Origin of the sequence: Psychroserpens mesophilus (genome assembly GCF_050617655.1) — a bacterium.
GTDB classification, from domain to species: Bacteria; Bacteroidota; Bacteroidia; order Flavobacteriales; family Flavobacteriaceae; genus Psychroserpens; species Psychroserpens mesophilus_A.
This window is the reverse complement of record NZ_JBODQC010000002.1, coordinates 108,346-125,299: the sequence shown is the minus strand read 5'-3', so window position 1 is coordinate 125,299 and position 16,954 is coordinate 108,346. Positions and strand designations below refer to the sequence as shown.

General features: G+C 33.5%; 15 protein-coding genes. 14 read left to right on the top strand and 1 reads right to left on the bottom strand.

The genetic code is table 11. The features are described from left to right. Positions 1-47: 47 nt before the first annotated feature. Positions 48-959 carry a mechanosensitive ion channel family protein gene (locus ACRHNM_RS04810; RefSeq protein WP_431134238.1) on the bottom strand — a complete coding sequence of 304 codons (912 nt, stop codon included), beginning with the start codon at positions 957-959 and terminating at the stop codon, positions 48-50. A gap of 191 nt (positions 960-1,150) precedes the next feature. Between ACRHNM_RS04810 and ACRHNM_RS04805 the strand changes: the two genes are divergently transcribed. From ACRHNM_RS04805 to ACRHNM_RS04740, 14 genes are all read left to right on the top strand, one after another. Then, positions 1,151-1,576 (top strand): PepSY-like domain-containing protein, encoded by a 426-nt coding sequence (locus ACRHNM_RS04805; RefSeq protein ID WP_431134236.1) that lies wholly within the window; start codon positions 1,151-1,153, stop codon positions 1,574-1,576. A 42-nt stretch (positions 1,577-1,618) separates the two neighbouring features. Next, complete coding sequence (locus ACRHNM_RS04800; protein ID WP_431134234.1) at positions 1,619-2,476, top strand: YihY/virulence factor BrkB family protein; 858 nt, start codon at positions 1,619-1,621, stop codon at positions 2,474-2,476. A gap of 104 nt (positions 2,477-2,580) precedes the next feature. Next, positions 2,581-3,327 (top strand): 3-oxoacyl-[acyl-carrier-protein] reductase, encoded by a 747-nt coding sequence (gene fabG / locus ACRHNM_RS04795; RefSeq protein ID WP_431134232.1) that lies wholly within the window; start codon positions 2,581-2,583, stop codon positions 3,325-3,327. 44 nt (positions 3,328-3,371) lie between these two features. Beyond that, the gene (locus ACRHNM_RS04790; RefSeq protein ID WP_431134230.1) at positions 3,372-5,405 is read left to right on the top strand and encodes a VWA domain-containing protein; all 2,034 of its coding nucleotides are present in this window, start codon (positions 3,372-3,374) and stop codon (positions 5,403-5,405) included. An 11-nt stretch (positions 5,406-5,416) separates the two neighbouring features. Then, the gene (locus ACRHNM_RS04785; protein ID WP_431134228.1) at positions 5,417-6,229 is read left to right on the top strand and encodes a prohibitin family protein; all 813 of its coding nucleotides are present in this window, start codon (positions 5,417-5,419) and stop codon (positions 6,227-6,229) included. 258 nt (positions 6,230-6,487) lie between these two features. Next, on the top strand, positions 6,488-7,345 hold the full coding sequence (gene hisG, locus ACRHNM_RS04780; RefSeq protein ID WP_431134226.1) for an ATP phosphoribosyltransferase: 858 nt from the start codon (positions 6,488-6,490) through the stop codon (positions 7,343-7,345). Then, positions 7,345-8,628, top strand: a complete 1,284-nt coding sequence (gene hisD / locus ACRHNM_RS04775; RefSeq protein ID WP_431134224.1) for a histidinol dehydrogenase — start codon at positions 7,345-7,347, stop codon at positions 8,626-8,628. Before hisG ends, hisD begins: the two co-directional genes overlap by 1 nt. 68 nt (positions 8,629-8,696) lie before the next feature. Beyond that, complete coding sequence (gene hisC / locus ACRHNM_RS04770; protein WP_431134222.1) at positions 8,697-9,740, top strand: histidinol-phosphate transaminase; 1,044 nt, start codon at positions 8,697-8,699, stop codon at positions 9,738-9,740. 86 nt (positions 9,741-9,826) lie between these two features. After that, positions 9,827-10,960 (top strand): bifunctional histidinol-phosphatase/imidazoleglycerol-phosphate dehydratase HisB, encoded by a 1,134-nt coding sequence (gene hisB, locus ACRHNM_RS04765; RefSeq protein WP_431134220.1) that lies wholly within the window; start codon positions 9,827-9,829, stop codon positions 10,958-10,960. Beyond that, the gene (gene hisH, locus ACRHNM_RS04760) at positions 10,960-11,541 is read left to right on the top strand and encodes an imidazole glycerol phosphate synthase subunit HisH (protein ID WP_431134218.1); all 582 of its coding nucleotides are present in this window, start codon (positions 10,960-10,962) and stop codon (positions 11,539-11,541) included. The genes hisB and hisH overlap by 1 nt, the downstream gene beginning before the upstream one ends. Beyond that, entirely contained in the window at positions 11,538-12,254 is a 717-nt protein-coding gene (hisA, locus tag ACRHNM_RS04755) for a 1-(5-phosphoribosyl)-5-[(5-phosphoribosylamino)methylideneamino]imidazole-4-carboxamide isomerase (RefSeq protein ID WP_431134216.1), read from the top strand. Before hisH ends, hisA begins: the two co-directional genes overlap by 4 nt. A 1-nt stretch (position 12,255) precedes the next feature. Continuing rightward, positions 12,256-13,011: an imidazole glycerol phosphate synthase subunit HisF gene (hisF, locus tag ACRHNM_RS04750; RefSeq protein WP_431134214.1), complete on the top strand. Its 756-nt coding sequence runs from the start codon at positions 12,256-12,258 to the stop codon at positions 13,009-13,011. 8 nt (positions 13,012-13,019) lie between these two features. Then, entirely contained in the window at positions 13,020-13,655 is a 636-nt protein-coding gene (gene hisIE / locus ACRHNM_RS04745; protein WP_431134212.1) for a bifunctional phosphoribosyl-AMP cyclohydrolase/phosphoribosyl-ATP diphosphatase HisIE, read from the top strand. A gap of 97 nt (positions 13,656-13,752) precedes the next feature. Next, positions 13,753-16,884 (top strand): GEVED domain-containing protein, encoded by a 3,132-nt coding sequence (locus ACRHNM_RS04740; RefSeq protein ID WP_431134210.1) that lies wholly within the window; start codon positions 13,753-13,755, stop codon positions 16,882-16,884. The last annotated feature ends 70 nt before the right edge of the window (positions 16,885-16,954 follow it).

Here is a 16,954-nt window from a genome sequence, read left to right as displayed (position 1 = left end):
AATATACAGGATCACTCTTGACACTCTTAGTTGTATCAATTAAATTATTAATCCGATTGATGCTTTTTGAGATTTTCTGCTATGCGTACAGGGAACTCTTTTTCTCCTCCATATAATTTAATCTCTTGGATGTCAGCAGGCATGTAGTAACCAGCATCTTCTAAAGCTTCTTTTACATTTCTTACCACATTACCTTTGGTTATTAAAGCCATCCTTCTAAAGTCTTTCGTGTCAACCCAGAAATAAACTTTTAAGTTAACTGTACTGGTGGCTAACTCATCTTCAATTACAAAATTTTCATGTTCTTCATCTTCAATCACGTTTGGCTCTTGTTTTAGTGCTTCCATAACCGTTTTTTTGGCACCATCAATATTATCTTCATATGCAATTCCGATGATAAAATTCCATCGAAAAAAGCCATCTTCAGTATAATTAGTCACTGGTTCAGTAAGCACATCACTATTAGGAATGTACACATCCTTTCCGTCAAAAGTTTTTAGTTTTGTGTATCTAAATTCTAACGCTTTAACTTTTCCAAAATTCTCTCCAATCTCAACGGTATCATTAACATCAAAAGGTCTGTTAAAAGCCAATATAATTCCTGCGATAAAATTTTCTCCTATATCTTTAAATGCGAAGCCTAATATAACAGCACTGGCTCCAGCTGCAGTTAATATTCCAGTAGCAATGGCTCCGAGTCCTGCAGCTCTCAAGGCTAGCATAATGGCTACAATAATTAATACATACTTAATTGCTTGTCCGAGAAACCGACTCATTAGAGGATCTTCAGTTCTTTTAGAGATGTGTCTTCGAGCAAATTGTCCTAAATATGAAGCGATAAGTATTCCCATTATAATAATGAAAATTCCCAAACCTATTCCTGGTAATTGTTCTATCAGGTCATTGTAAAAATCATAAAAGGATTCGCCAATTGAAGTTGAAGTATGTTCTTGATACATCTCGAAAAAGTTACAATTAATAAAAAGTAAAGTTACAGTAGTGAAAGTTTTCCTATTGTCGCTATCAAATTAAAATGTAATTCAAATCACTTTCAAATCGTGATCTAAATTATGTAATGAGATAGCATTTTAATTTTATGAGATAAAAAAGGATGACATGAATATATACATTACAAGAAATTAAAATGAAAATGAAAAACACAATTCTAATAGTCTTACTTACAATTTTTAGTTTCAATTGTCAAAATTCACTAAACGCTCAGGCACCTGATGCCGTTAAGAAAACATTTCAATCTAAATACCCTGGAGAAAATGACCCAGACTGGGAGAAAGATTCCAATGGGAATTATGAATCACATTTTAAAATTGATGGTATTAAATATCGTGCCGATTTTGCACCAAATGGAGGTTGGATCGAAACTGAAACCAGTATTGATGAAGACGATTTACCACAAGCAATTAAAGAGGTTATTGCATCTAAATTTAGCGATGAAGATATCACAGAAGTTGAAAAAGTAGAACACCATTCAAAAGGTTTATTTTATGATGTAGAATTTAAAAGGAAAGGCAAAAATATGGACGTTGAGTTTAGAGCTAACGGAACCATCATTCAATAAAATGAATTAGAATTTTAATAATTCTGATTTTTATTACATCGCATGAAAAACAAATTTAAAGTTAAAGATCTGCCTGAAATTTTCAAAAAAACGGCTGCTTCATGGTATAAAAGTGAACCATTTCGCTTAAGTGCTATCATTGCATACTATTCCATTTTATCACTTCCTGCATTCACAATTATAATACTTAATGTGGTAGGTAGTATTTGGGGACAAGAAATTGTTCAAGGTGAATTGCTAGATGAGATTACGAAAGCTTTAGGTCCAGATACCGCAGAATCTATTCGATTGATGATTTTGGAAAAAGGAAGCTCTTCAACGTCTAGATTTACCACAGTAATAGGTATCGCTACTTTAATTTATGGTTCAACAGGTGTGTTTTTTCAGTTACAGTCTGCTTTTGATAAAATATGGGAAGCAGAGTCACAATTTAAAAATGGCATCATAGCAATCATAGTGAGTAGAGTTAAAAGTTTTGGCTTCATTCTTATTTTAGGATTCTTACTTTTGGTAAGTTTAATCTTAACATCATTATTAAGTGCATTTAGTAAACAATTAGAACCTTTGCTTCCTGAAAATTTATTTGAATCCATTTACATTATAGACATCATAACGTCTTTAGTTATTATCTATGTATTGTTTGCAGCCATGTTTAAGTTTTTACCTAATATAAAAGTTCCTTGGAAATCAGTTCGCATTGGAGCTGCACTTACAGCTATTTTGTTTTTAACAGGAAAACATCTTCTTGCACTTTATTTTCGTGAAATGCAACCAGGATCTACATATGGTGCAGCAGGTTCTGTAATTCTTATCATGCTTTGGGTTTCTTATACAAGCTTAATCTTATTTTTTGGAGCTCAGTTCACCAAGGTGTACTCTGATTTTTACATAAAAAAATAAAGCTTTTATAACCTCTTAATTAAATGATAAAATTTGAAGTTTTCTTGTTAAGAGCAACTTCAATTTGCTATATTTGAAAACCAACTATTTTAACACAATCATACATGAAATTATTAGAAGGAAAAACAGCAATTATAACTGGCGCAAGTCGTGGAATTGGTAAAGGAATAGCTGAAGTTTTTGCTCAACATGGTGCAAATATAGCATTCACATACAGTTCTTCTGTTGAAGCTGCAAACGAATTGGAAAACGAATTAAACACTTTAGGTATAAAAGCCAAAGGCTATAAAAGTAATGCAGCAGATTTTGAAGAATCTCAAAAATTGGCAGAAGAGGTGTTAGAAGAGTTTGGTAGTATTGATATTTTAGTTAATAATGCTGGAATTACTAAAGACAACCTTTTAATGAGAATGGGAGAAGAAGATTTCGACAAAGTCATTGAAGTGAATCTTAAATCCGTTTTTAATATGACTAAAGCTGTACAACGTACGATGCTAAAACAACGCAAAGGTTCTATCATTAATATGAGTTCTGTTGTTGGTGTTAAAGGAAATGCTGGTCAGACGAATTACGCAGCTTCAAAAGCAGGTATTATTGGTTTTTCTAAATCTGTAGCTTTAGAATTAGGTTCTAGAAATATTAGAAGCAATGTGATTGCTCCTGGTTTTATTGAAACAGAAATGACAGCGAAGTTAGATGAAGACACCGTAAAAGGATGGCGAAATGCCATTCCGTTAAAACGTGGAGGAACTCCTGAAGATATTGCCAACGCTTGTGTGTTTTTAGCGAGTGACATGAGTGCGTATGTTACTGGTCAGACCCTAAATGTTGATGGCGGAATGTTAACCTAAACCTTATACAGATGTTACCTTGCGCTTAGTCGAAAGGTCTATAAATGCAAACAGATACTATAATATATATCATCATATCTGGAATATTAGCGCTAGTACTAGCGCTTTTTCAGTATATCTTCAAATCTAAAAAAACCACGAAAACGTATTGGTTTCTTGCGTTTTTAAGGTTTGTAAGTATCTATTCTGTGTTATTACTTTTAATTAATCCTAAGTTTGATAAAATCTCATTTTACGATGAAAAACCTAACCTTATTGTTGCTGTCGATAATTCAGAATCTATCACGTATCTGAATCAATCAGAAAACACTTCAAATGTAATAAAGTCGATTAAGCAAAATGAGCAACTTAATGAAAATTTTAATCTGAAGTTTTACACCTTCGGAAAATCAGTTAATCAGACTGACTCTTTAGACTTTAATGATAAACAGTCTAATATTGCAGACGTATTTGATCGCCTGTCAGAAGTTTATAATAACTCTATTTCACCAACCCTTCTTATCACAGATGGCAATCAAACCTATGGTTACGATTACGAATTCATGACCAACCGTTATCAACAAGCTATATTTCCAGTAATATTGGGTGATACCACTACATATACTGATATAAAAATCCAACAGCTTAACGTCAACAGGTATGCCTATTTAAAAAATAAATTTCCAGTTGAAATTATTGCAACTTACAATGGAAATACAACCGTAAATTCTCAACTGAAAATAACTTCTGGAACTACAACTGTTTTTTCTCAACCTGTAAGTTTTAGCAAAAACAAAACGTCACAAATTGTTAATTTAAATTTACCAGCCAATCGTGTAGGTGTTGGCAGTTATAAAGCTGAAATCATTCCTTTGAGCAATGAAAAAAACACCGTAAATAATGTTAAAAATTTCGCTGTTGAAGTGATAGATCAAAAAACAAATGTGGCTATTGTATCAGATCTCATTCATCCGGATTTAGGTGCATTAAAAAAGGCTATTGAAAGTAATGAACAACGAAAAGCTATTATTCTAAATTCTGTTGAGTTTTTAAATCAATCCGAAGATTTTCAATTGGTTATAGTGTATCAGCCAATGAATAACTTTAGGGCTTTATTCAAAGAAATTGACAGGTTAAAACTTAATAAAATAGTTGTAACTGGTACCAAAACAAACTGGTCGCTTTTAAATCAATTACAAAATAACTACAGTCAGCAAATCACTAATCAAACTGAAAATTTTCAGCCTTCATTAAATCAAAATTACAGCACCTTTATTATAGATGATTTAAATTTTGAGGCTTTTCCTCCATTACAATCCGAATTTGGTGAAACTACATTTAAAGTTCCTTTTGAAACGCTTCTTTTTAAAACCATTAATGGAACTCAACTAGAAGAGCCATTATTGTCTACTTTTGAAATTAACGATAAGCGAGAAGCTATACTTTTAGGAGAAGATATCTGGAGATGGAGAGCACAAAGTTATTTGGATGAAAAATCGTTTAATACCTTTGATAATTTTATAGGAAAACTGGTTCAGTATTTAAGTTCTAAGCAAAGACGTTCAAGGTTAAATGTGAATTACGAATCGTTTTACAATGGAAATGATAACGTTAAAATTACAGCGCAGTATTTTAATAAAAACTATGAGTTTGATGCTAATGAAAACATCAATATAACCTTAAAAAATAAACTTACTAACGATACTAAAACGTATCCGTTTGTTTTAAAAAACACAAATTATCAAGTCGATTTAAGCGGATTGCAAGCAGGTGATTATAGCTTCACAGTGAAGACCTCTAACGGAACTATTTCTAAATCTGGAGAGCTTAAAATACTGGATTATAATGTAGAACAACAATTTTTAAATGCTAACGTCACAAAATTAGAAAATCTTGCAGCCAACAGTAACGGAAAAGCTTATTTTATTGGGAATACAAGCTCAATCATTGATGATTTATTAACAGATTCTAGGTTTGCTACGATTCAAAAAAGCAGTAAAAAAATCGTACCTTTGATTGATTGGAAATACCTACTCGCTCTTATTGCTTTAAGTCTGGCAGTGGAGTGGTTTATTAGAAAATATAACGGACTTATTTAAAAACAATTACTATGGAAAAATTACCAAAAGGAGGAGTGATAACAATACTTGTTATCCTCGCTGCATTAATTCTAATATTTAAATCGGTTGTTACCATTGATTCTGGTCATGCTGGCGTTTTATACCAGCTTGGAGGTGGAGTCGATCCTGAAAGTGAACCACTTGGTGAAGGTATAAATTTTGTTGCACCTTGGAATAGTGTTATCGACTATGAAGTGAGACAACAAGAATTGCCTGAAAAAATGTCGGTATTATCTTCAAATGGATTAGACATTAAACTTGACGCGTCTGTGCTTTATCAACCAGATTACAATAATTTAAGCAGATTACACAAAGAGAAAGGAAAAGAATATATCAGCAGAGTTTTACAACCTGCAATTCGAAGTGCAGCACGAAGTGTCGTTGGACGATACACTCCAGAACAACTCTACTCAAGTAAACGTGATGCGATACAAGATGAAATTTTTGAGGAAACCAAGAAAATTGTTGAGCCTCAGTACATTCAACTAAACAATATTTTAATTAGAGATGTAACGTTACCTCCTACAATTAAAGAAGCTATTGAGCGTAAGTTAAAACAAGAACAAGAGTCTTTAGAATATGAATTTAGACTTGTAACTGCTGCAAAAGAAGCTGAAAAAGTTATTATTGAAGCAAAAGGTAAAGCTGATGCGAACCGTATTTTAAGTGCTTCGTTAACTGATAAAATTTTACAAGACAAAGGCATTGAAGCAACAATAAAATTGTCTGAATCACCTAACAGCAAAGTTGTTGTTATTGGTTCTGGAGATTCGGGAATGCCAATTATTCTGGGGAATCAATAGCATTAACACAAATTTAATAAGTCATAATTAGGATTTTTAAATTATAATTTGCAACCTTTGTTTATACAAAAAAAACAAATGACATTTATTCAATTACATCATCATCATTTTCACACTGGCACTCAGGCGAGATGAAAATGTATTGAATAACACCAACATATTTTAAAAACCGTTTGAGTAAATCAAACGGTTTTTTTGTTCCTTAATTTATAGGAATCCTGCCAAAATGATTTACTCAAACAAAAACTAAAAAGTACAATGAGTAAATTAAAAATTGCTGTTCAAAAATCTGGAAGACTTCACGACGATTCAATGAAAATTCTACAAGACGTAGGAATTTCTGTAGACAACGGAAAAGATCAATTAAAAGCATCTGCCAAAAACTTTCCTCTAGAAGTATTATACCTTAGAAATGGAGATATTCCTCAGTATTTAAATGATGGTGTCGTTGACGCAGCTATCATAGGAGAAAATGTTTTAATTGAAAAAGGAAACGGTATTTCAGTCATAGAAAAACTCGGCTTTTCTTCCTGTAAAGTGTCTGTCGCCATTCCTAAATCTACAGAGTACAAATCCATTAAAGATTTAGAAGGTAAACGTATTGCAACCTCTTATCCAAATACAGTTAACCAGTTCTTAAATGAGAATAGGGTAAATGCCAATCTCCATATCATTAACGGTTCGGTAGAAATTGCTCCTAATATTGGATTGGCAGATGCTATTGTCGATATTGTTTCCAGTGGAAGCACGTTGTTCAAAAACGGATTAAAAGAAGTCGAAGTGTTACTAAAATCACAAGCTGTTCTTGCTGTTTCTCCTCTAATAAATACTGAAAACCAAGACATTCTCAACACACTTAAATTCCGATTACAATCTGTATTGCGAGGTCGTCAGAGTAAATATGTACTACTGAATGCTCCTAATGAAAAATTAGATGCTATTAGCAATATGCTTCCAGGAATGAACAGTCCAACCATTTTGCCTCTCGCAAAAGAAGGGTGGAGTTCGTTGCATTCTGTTATTAATAAGAATGATTTTTGGAAAGTCATCGATGAGTTAAAACAAAATGGTGCTGAAGGTATATTAGTTTGTCCAATCGAAAATATGGTATTGTAATGAAAACATATATAAATCCAAATAAAAAGAAATGGTCAGGTCTTTTAAAACGACCAACCCAAACTGTCGAAAATATTGAAGATACAGTTAACGAAATTTTTAAGGATGTTCAACGAAGAGGAGATAAAGCCATTTCAAAATACACTGAACTATTTGATGGTGTTGTGTTAAATACTACTGAAGTATCTTCAGAAGAGATTGAAGAAGCCTCAAAACAAGTATCTGCCGATTTAAAAAACGCTATCCAAACGGCTAAATCGAACATTGTAACATTTCACAAAGCTCAAAAAACAGAACGTATCACAGTTCAAACTTCAAAAGGAATTGAATGCTGGCAAGAAAAGCGTCCGATTCAAAAAGTTGGTTTATACATTCCTGGTGGAACTGCTCCTTTGTTTTCAACAGTATTAATGCTCGCTGTTCCTGCTCAAATTGCAGGCTGCAGAGATATCGTATTGTGTTCTCCACCAAACAAGGACGGAAAAATTGCTAACGAAATCTTATACACAGCTCAATTGTGTGGTGTCACTAAAATTATTAAAGCCGGAGGTATTCAAGCCATTGCTGGATTGACTTTCGGAACACAAACCATTCCTCAGGTGTATAAGATATTCGGACCAGGAAATCAATTTGTTACTGTAGCAAAACAGTTGGCAACAAAATTTGGTGTTGCTATTGATATGCCTGCTGGTCCGAGTGAATTGTTAGTGGTTGCAGACGATGCAGCAAAAGCTAATTACGTGGCTTCAGACTTATTAAGTCAGGCTGAACATGGCTCAGACAGTCAGGTGATTTTGGTATCAACATCAAAACAGCTCATTGTTTCTGTTGAAAAAGAAATTAAAGAACAGCTTAAAAAATTATCCAGACTAAAAATAGCTCAAAACGCTATAGCGCATTCAAAACTTATTTATGTAAAATCTGATCAAATAGCTATCGAAATGATAAATGAATATGCACCTGAGCATTTTATTATTTGTACAAAAAATGAAGCGTTCTATTTAAATCATCTGGAAAATGCAGGTTCCGTTTTTATAGGAAACTATACTCCCGAAAGTGCAGGAGATTACGCTTCAGGAACGAATCATACTTTACCGACTAACGGATTTAGTAAAGCGTATTCTGGTGTTAATTTAGACAGTTTTACTAAAAGCATCACCTTTCAAAAGATATCAAAGGAAGGTTTGAAAAATATAGGAAACACTATAGAACTCATGGCAGAAGCTGAAGGTTTACAAGCACATAAAAATGCCGTTTCACTAAGACTTAAAGATCTCGACTAATTGTGACATGCTGAGCTTTTTTCAGCATTTCAACAGAAGAACATATCATCATTAAATGCATTGACAAAATGAAAGATTTTAATATAAAACGACTTATAAGAGACAACATCAAGACCATGAAACCTTATGCTTCAGCACGAACTGATTACAATGATGTTTCTGAAAATATGGTATGTCTTGATGCTAATGAAAATCCGTTTGAAAATGGTATAAACCGTTATCCTGATCCGCAACAGTTAAAAGTTAAAGCTGAAATATCAAAGCTAAAAGGCATTTCTGTGCATCAACTATTACTTGGGAACGGAAGTGATGAAGTACTTGATTTAATTTTCAGAGCCTTTTGTGAACCTAAGAAAGACAACATCATCACGTTACCACCAACATATGGTATGTATGACGTTTTGGCAAAACTCAACCATATAGAAAATAGAAGATTACCATTAACAAATCAATTTCAACCAAATCTGGAACTCATCTCACGCTCTAAAGATTACAGGTCTAAGGCTATATTTATATGTTCACCAAATAATCCAACAGGCAATCAGTTTTCAAAAGGTAAAATTGAAAAGTTATTACGAGAATTTGAAGGATTAGTAGTAATTGATGAAGCTTACATCGATTTTTCAAATAAAGAAAGCTGGATAAAACGATTGGACGAGTTTCCCAATTTGATTGTGACACAAACCTTATCAAAAGCTTATGGTATGGCAGGGGTAAGGTTAGGGATTTGTTATGCTTCCGAAGCTATCATAACCATTTTAAACAAAATCAAACCTCCTTATAATGTCAATACATTGACGCAACAAAAGGTTTTAGAAAAGCTTTCAGAACCAGATAGAATTTCAGAAGATATTACTGAAATATTAAAACAACGAGATGGGTTGAAATTAGAATTAGAAACCATTCCCTTTATTGAAAAAGTGTATCCTTCTGATGCGAATTTCTTATTGGTAAAAGTTGATGATGCGACAAAGCGATATCAGGAGTTATTAAAAAAAGGTATCGTTGTTAGAAACAGAACGAATCAACTCTTATGTAACAATTGCTTGAGATTTACTATAGGCACAGAATCTGAAAACAAAAAACTAATTACAGTGCTTAAACTGTTATAACAACTTTAAATCATTCTGAAACAGGTTTCAGAATCACACAAACAATAAATGTTGACGTGTATTCAGCAAAACGAAAAAATAAAAAGATGAAAAAAATATTATTTATAGACAGAGACGGAACGTTAATCAAAGAACCAGCAGATGAGCAAATCGATTCGTTTGAAAAATTAGAGTTTTATCCTAAAGTGTTTCAATACTTAAGCAAGATAGTTCAAGAATTAAATTATGAAATAGTCATGATTACCAATCAAGATGGTTTAGGAACTGAGGTGTATCCTGAAGACACCTTTTGGCCAGTACATAACTTCGTAGTGAAAACGTTTGAAGCAGAAGGGATTAAGTTCAAAGAACAATTTATCGATAAAACGTTTGCAAAAGATAATGCGTCTACAAGAAAGCCAAATACAGGGTTGTTGACAAAGTATTTTTCTTTAGATTATGATTTGGCTAACTCCTATGTCATTGGTGATCGGTTAACAGATGTAGAGCTTGCTAAAAACCTTGGTGCTAAAGGAATTTTTATAAGCGACAACACCAATTTAGGAACCGATGAAATTAGTGTGAAGCGAGAAATTTTAGACAACTCCATCGCTTTAGAAAGTAACGATTGGGAAGCTATTTATAAATTTCTAAAAGCAGATACTAGAACAGGCTCCATTGAAAGGAACACAAATGAAACACAAATTAAAATTGCTTTAAACTTAGATGGAACAGGTCAGAGTGACATCCATACTGGTATTGCCTTTTTTGACCATATGTTAAATCAAATTGCACGTCATGGTCAGCTAGATTTAGATATAAACGTCAATGGCGATTTAGAAGTTGACGAGCATCATACGATAGAAGATACTGCCATTGCTCTTGGCGAAGTGTTTGCAACAACTTTAGGAAATAAATTAGGGATTGAGCGTTACGGATTTTCATTGCCTATGGACGATTGTTTTGCGCAAGTAGCCATCGATTTTGGAGGTCGTAACTGGTTGGTTTGGGAAGCAGATTTCAAACGTGAACTCATAGGTAAAATGCCAACTGAAATGTTCTTTCACTTTTTTAAATCGTTTACAGATGGAGCCAAATGTAATCTAAACATCAAAGCAGAAGGCACAAACGAACATCATAAAATCGAAGCCATCTTTAAAGCCTTTGCCAAAGCTATAAAAATGGCTGTAAAGCGAGATGTAGAAAAAATGATTTTACCATCAACAAAAGGCCTCTTATAATGAAATTAGTTATCATAAATTATGGCGCTGGAAATATTAAAAGCTTACAGTTTGCATTCAATCGATTAGGCGTAGAAACACTACTTTCAAATTGTCCTGAAGTTATTAAAACAGCTGATAAAGTTATTTTTCCAGGAGTTGGTGAAGCGAGCTCAGCTATGAAAATGCTGAACATAAATCAATTAGACAAACTCATACCAACTTTAAAACAACCGGTTTTAGGGATTTGTCTGGGCATGCAACTTTTATGTAAACACACTGAAGAAGGTGATACTAAAGGACTTGGCGTTTTTGATATCCATGTAAAACGCTTCAATGCCAATGTCAAAGTTCCGCAAATAGGATGGAATACAATTAAAAATTTAAAATCAGACCTTTTTAAAGGCATAAATGATAGTGAATACATGTATCTTGTACATAGTTATTATGCTGAAAATTGTTCTGACACTATAGCCATTTCAGATTATGGAATAGAATATGCTTCAGCATTAAAAAGAAACAACTTTTATGGTGTGCAATTTCATCCGGAAAAGAGCAGTACCGCAGGAAAACAATTATTAAAAAATTTTATTGAACTATGAGAATTATACCAGCAATAGATATTATAGATGGTAAATGTGTTCGTCTTACCAAAGGAGATTACAACACTAAAAAAGTATATAATGAAAATCCTATTGAAGTCGCTAAAGAATTTGAAGGCTTAGGAATACAATATTTACATTTAGTAGATTTAGATGGAGCAAAAGCCAATCATATTGTAAACTATAAAGTTTTAGAACAAATTACATCTAAAACAACTTTGAAAATTGATTTTGGAGGTGGTTTGAAATCTGATGAAGACTTGCATATCGCTTTTAATTCTGGTGCAAAACAAATTACAGGAGGAAGTGTTGCTGTTAAAAACCCTAAACTTTTTGAAAAATGGCTTTCAAAATATGGCAGTACTAAAATCATACTTGGAGCCGATTGTAATAACGAGAAAATAGCAGTCAACGGCTGGCAAGATAAAAGTGATATTGACCTTATTCCGTTTATACAATCTTATGAAAATAAAGGCGTGAAGTATGTAATTTGTACTGATATCGCAAAAGATGGTATGCTTGAAGGACCTTCATTTGACCTCTACAAACGCATATTAAATCAATCAAGAGACATCAAACTCATCGCTTCTGGAGGCATTTCCTCATTAGAAGATTTGAACGTATTAGAAAATTTAGGTTGTGAAGCGGCTATAATTGGCAAAGCAATTTACGAAGGTAATATTAGATTAAGAGATCTAGAAACTTATTCATAGAATGCTTACAAAACGAATTATTCCCTGTCTGGATATAAAAAATGGTAGAACCGTAAAAGGTATCAATTTTGTTGATTTACGTGATGCTGGTGACCCTGTAGAATTGGCAAAACAGTATGCTGAACTTGGTGCAGACGAATTGGTGTTTTTAGATATTTCTGCTACGCTTGAAGGCAGAAAAACGATGCATGATATGGTACTAAAAGTTGCAAAACATATCAACATACCTTTTACTGTTGGAGGAGGTATTACATCTGTTAAAGATGTTGACGACTTATTACATTGTGGAGCCGATAAGGTGTCTATAAACTCTAGTGCTGTAAATCGTCCTGAGCTGATAAATGAATTATCAGAAAAATTTGGAAATCAGTGTATAGTCGTAGCCATAGATGCGAAACAAATTAATGGCGAATGGCTTGTTCATTTGGCAGGAGGAAGCATTGCAACAAATCTAAAACTATTCGATTGGGCAAAGGAAGTCGAACAACGAGGTGCTGGAGAAATTTTATTCACATCCATGAACAATGATGGTACCAAAAAAGGCTTTGCAAATGAGGCTTTAGCAAAACTTTCAAAAATAGTCAACATACCTATTATTGCGTCTGGAGGAGCAGGAACGACTCAACATTTTATTGAATGCTTCCATAAAGGAAAAGCTGATGCTGCACTGGCTGCAAGTGTTTTTCATTTTGGCGAAATTGACATTTTAGATTTAAAAAAAGAATTAAAAAAACACCACTTAGAAGTACGACTTTAATTGTCGTCATGCTGAACTTGAATTGGTATCTCAAAACTAAACTCACGATGAATATAGATTATAATAAAAACAACGGACTCATTCCAGCAATCATTCAGGATGCACTAACAAATAATGTGTTGATGTTAGGGTATATGAATGAGGACGCTGTAACAAAAACCTTAACGACCAAACAGGTGACTTTTTTTAGCAGATCAAAACAGCGTTTATGGACGAAAGGTGAAGAAAGTGGCAACACTCTCAACCTAGTAAGCCTTAAATTAGATTGTGATAATGACACTCTTTTAATCAAAGTAAATCCTAATGGACCTACATGTCACAAAGGATCTGACACGTGCTGGAATGAAAATAATACGCAACAATATGGTTTTATTTCAGAATTAGAACAACGTATTGCAAGTAGAAAAAATCATACTTCAGAAGCTAAGTCGTATGTAACTTCATTATTTTCTAAAGGCATTAACAAAATAGCACAAAAAGTAGGAGAGGAAGCCGTAGAAGTTGTTATTGAAGCTAAAGATTCTAATGATGAACTGTTTTTAAATGAAAGTGCCGATTTGCTTTTTCACTATTTAATTTTACTTCAAGCAAAAGGTTTTACTTTAAAAGATGTAATAAAAATACTACAAAAAAGAAGCAGATAATCTATGTTTTTAGTAGTTAATGTGATGAAAAATCAGAAATCATCGTTTTTAACTGATAATTTCTACTATATTTGGGAACAACAAACCTACATACATTATGACACCCAAATCATTTTCAATTTTAATTATTTTTATTTTAAGTTTCTTAACGTCGTTTTCACAAGAATGTGGGTTTGACCAAGAACAAAGAAAGCTTCGTCAAAGTACTGATTATCTCAGGCAGCTTCAATTATCTGAAGAAAAAATTCAAAACTTCATTGCTTCAGAGAATATGTTTAACAGAGCTTCTGGAGTCTTAACAATTCCAATTGTGGTTCACGTATTACATTTAGGAGAAAATGAAGGTACAGGAACAAATATTTCTGATGCTCAGATTCAAAGCAGCATTGATAACCTCAATGATTTCTACAGAGGTCAAACGGCAGCTAGTCCATTAGATTTTGAAATTGAATTTACTCTGGCACAACGTGATCCAAATTGTAATGCAACAACTGGTATTAATAGAATTAATGCTTCTGGAGTTCCTAATTATGCTTCTGATGGTGTTTCTTTTTTAGGAGCAGGTGCCGATGAAAATGTCTTGAAAGATTTGAGTCGTTGGCCCGAAACCGATTATTTTAATGTATGGATAGTTACTGAAATTGATGGCAACAATGGAGGTGGAGGTTTTCAGGGCTATGCTAACTTTTTTAATGGAAATCCATATGAAGGTTCTGTAATGATGTATTCTGTTTTTGGATATGATCCTACAAATGCAAATCCAGGCTGGCCTTTAAATTTTGCAAGAGACAATAGTACAGTTAGCCATGAAGTTGGTCACTACTTTCATTTATATCATACCTTTCAAGGTGACGATGCTAATGGAGATGGTGTTTCAGATCAATGTCCAGATGATAGTGATGTTGGAACTAATGGTGATGGTTGTGCAGATACTGTTCCACACCAAAGAGAAACCAGTACGTGTCCTACAAATAATGCATGTACAGGAAGTCCTTGGGTAGATAACAACACCATTAATAACATTATGAGTTATTATTCGTGTACCGATTTAATGACTAACGACCAAAAAACAAGAGTTAGAGCTGCTATGGAAGGAACATCTATAGTTAATTCTAATGCATCTCAACCATTAGACATAACTTACGCTGCTCCAGTTACTGCATGTTCAATAAATACAGCAACGACTATTAATAATCATTATGCAGGAATAATAAATGTTGAATTAAATGGGAATTCGTTTAGTTCTTTCTCATCATTTTCAGATGGTGGAAATATTGATGATTCAGGAAATTGTTCTAATTTCTTTGAAATTGATGCCTCTGTAACACATACATTAAATGTTACAATGTTTACTACTAATGTTCAACAGCTAGGAGTTTGGATTGATTGGAATGATGATGGTGACTTTAATGATGATGCTGAAAAACAATACTATTCTGATAATATAGCAGCAAATACAATAGTTCCAATTGATTTGACTTATCCTACGGTTATACCTTATGGAGATTATATTCGAATTCGATTAATCACTGAATTAAGTACTGGTTATGGATTAAGTAGTATTGATAACCAACCTTGTTTTAATACATTAGCTTATGGTCAATCTGAAGATTATGCTATTTACGTTCATCCTTCAGCTGGACCTATAACTTACACCTATAATAACGGATGGTTCCCACATGATCCTACTGGAGTTTCAGGTGCTGTTGATCATATTGAAGTTGTAGCTGGTAATATCAACATCACTGCCAATACAGATTGCAACACGCTATCAGTAGAAGGAGGTGCTTCAGTAACTGTTAATTCTGGAGTCACTATGACAACCACCACTGTGAACCTGAATTCTACCTCGCAACAATTTTCAAGTCTGATTCTAAATGGGACACTCATTGGTAACGTAAATTATAACAGATATGTATCTTCTACAGGACCTGTGGGCACCAACGATTTAATTTCTGCTCCTCTTTCCGGACAGATTTTTAGTGCTTTTGATGCTGTAAATTCGAATTTACCAGCATCAGGAACATTAAGAGCTTTTGCTGCTTATAACACCATTACTGGAGCATATCAAAACTATGATGCATTAGCAAACGCTGCAACACAAATTACTTCAGGAACAGGATACAGGACTGCCACAACAGATGGTAGTACATTGACATTCTCAGGAACTGTTTTGAGTTCAGATGTATTAGATATTCCGATTTCTGATGCAGCTGCTGGTAATGCCTGGAACCTAATTGGCAACCCATATGCCAGTTATATTGACTTCAGCACCTTCTTTGCCACAAATCAGTCTCAATTTGATTCAGCAAGTGCTTATCAAGCAATCTACGGCTATGATGGTGATGCTTCAAATGGATGGACCGTTTGGAATCAAGCCACTATTCTTGATAATTCAGTAACCGAATTAATTGCTCCTGGACAGGCTTTCTTTGTAAAAGCAAAAGCAACAGGTGGATTAATCGATTTTACTACTGCTATGAGACGAACAGGTAGCGATGATGATTTTATATTAGGACGTTCTGCTAATAATATCAATGTTGCATTAAGTAAGATCAGGTTGATAAGTTCAGATCATCATGCAACTACTCAAATTTATTTTATTGAGGGTACTACCAGAGGTTTAGATGATGGATATGATGCTGGCTCTTACCAAGGTATCGCTGGAGAATTTTCAATTTTCACTAATCTGGTAGAAGACAATGAAGGTCTGGATATTGCTATTCAATCTTTGCCATATAATGACTTCAATGATGTTGTAATTCCATTAGGTATAAAAGCATTAGCAGAAGGCTCATTAACCATAACGCTTGACGATACGTCATCTGTGCCTTCAAATGTCAATATTTATTTAGAAGATACGCAGGAAAACACCCTTACCTTATTAAATACTTCAGATTATTCTTTTACTCCTTCAAGTGATCTTACTGGTACAGGTCGATTCTTTTTAAGGTATTCTTCGGAAACATTGTCATCCTTAGTTTCAGAATTAGAACATATATTGATTTACTCTAACAACTCAACCAAAGAATTGATTATAAAAGGTCAGTTAACTACTAACAGTAGTGCAACACTTTACGATATGCAAGGTAGAATTGTTTTCAATAAAATTTTAAACGTTTCAAATACGGTCAATTCAATTAATGTAAATGGTATTAGTGCTGGAGTTTATATTGTGAAAGTTACAGATGGAAATACCGTTAAAACTCAAAAACTAGTCATACGATAAGTGTTCCTATAAGTTAATCATTAAAACAGTCGCTAACATCAAACTAGCGACTGTTTTTATCTAATGTAGA

Coding starts and splice junctions, on each gene's coding strand:
- hisIE (WP_431134212.1), top strand. CDS start 13,020: ATGCTGAACTTGAATTGGTATCTCAAAACTAAACTCACGATGAATATA.
- hisB (WP_431134220.1), top strand. CDS start 9,827: ATGAAAAAAATATTATTTATAGACAGAGACGGAACGTTAATCAAAGAA.
- ACRHNM_RS04810 (WP_431134238.1), bottom strand. CDS start 959: ATGTATCAAGAACATACTTCAACTTCAATTGGCGAATCCTTTTATGAT.
- ACRHNM_RS04805 (WP_431134236.1), top strand. CDS start 1,151: ATGAAAAACACAATTCTAATAGTCTTACTTACAATTTTTAGTTTCAAT.
- hisD (WP_431134224.1), top strand. CDS start 7,345: ATGAAAACATATATAAATCCAAATAAAAAGAAATGGTCAGGTCTTTTA.
- hisC (WP_431134222.1), top strand. CDS start 8,697: ATGAAAGATTTTAATATAAAACGACTTATAAGAGACAACATCAAGACC.
- ACRHNM_RS04800 (WP_431134234.1), top strand. CDS start 1,619: ATGAAAAACAAATTTAAAGTTAAAGATCTGCCTGAAATTTTCAAAAAA.
- ACRHNM_RS04785 (WP_431134228.1), top strand. CDS start 5,417: ATGGAAAAATTACCAAAAGGAGGAGTGATAACAATACTTGTTATCCTC.
- hisF (WP_431134214.1), top strand. CDS start 12,256: ATGCTTACAAAACGAATTATTCCCTGTCTGGATATAAAAAATGGTAGA.
- ACRHNM_RS04740 (WP_431134210.1), top strand. CDS start 13,753: ATGACACCCAAATCATTTTCAATTTTAATTATTTTTATTTTAAGTTTC.
- fabG (WP_431134232.1), top strand. CDS start 2,581: ATGAAATTATTAGAAGGAAAAACAGCAATTATAACTGGCGCAAGTCGT.
- hisA (WP_431134216.1), top strand. CDS start 11,538: ATGAGAATTATACCAGCAATAGATATTATAGATGGTAAATGTGTTCGT.
- hisG (WP_431134226.1), top strand. CDS start 6,488: ATGAGTAAATTAAAAATTGCTGTTCAAAAATCTGGAAGACTTCACGAC.
- ACRHNM_RS04790 (WP_431134230.1), top strand. CDS start 3,372: ATGCAAACAGATACTATAATATATATCATCATATCTGGAATATTAGCG.
- hisH (WP_431134218.1), top strand. CDS start 10,960: ATGAAATTAGTTATCATAAATTATGGCGCTGGAAATATTAAAAGCTTA.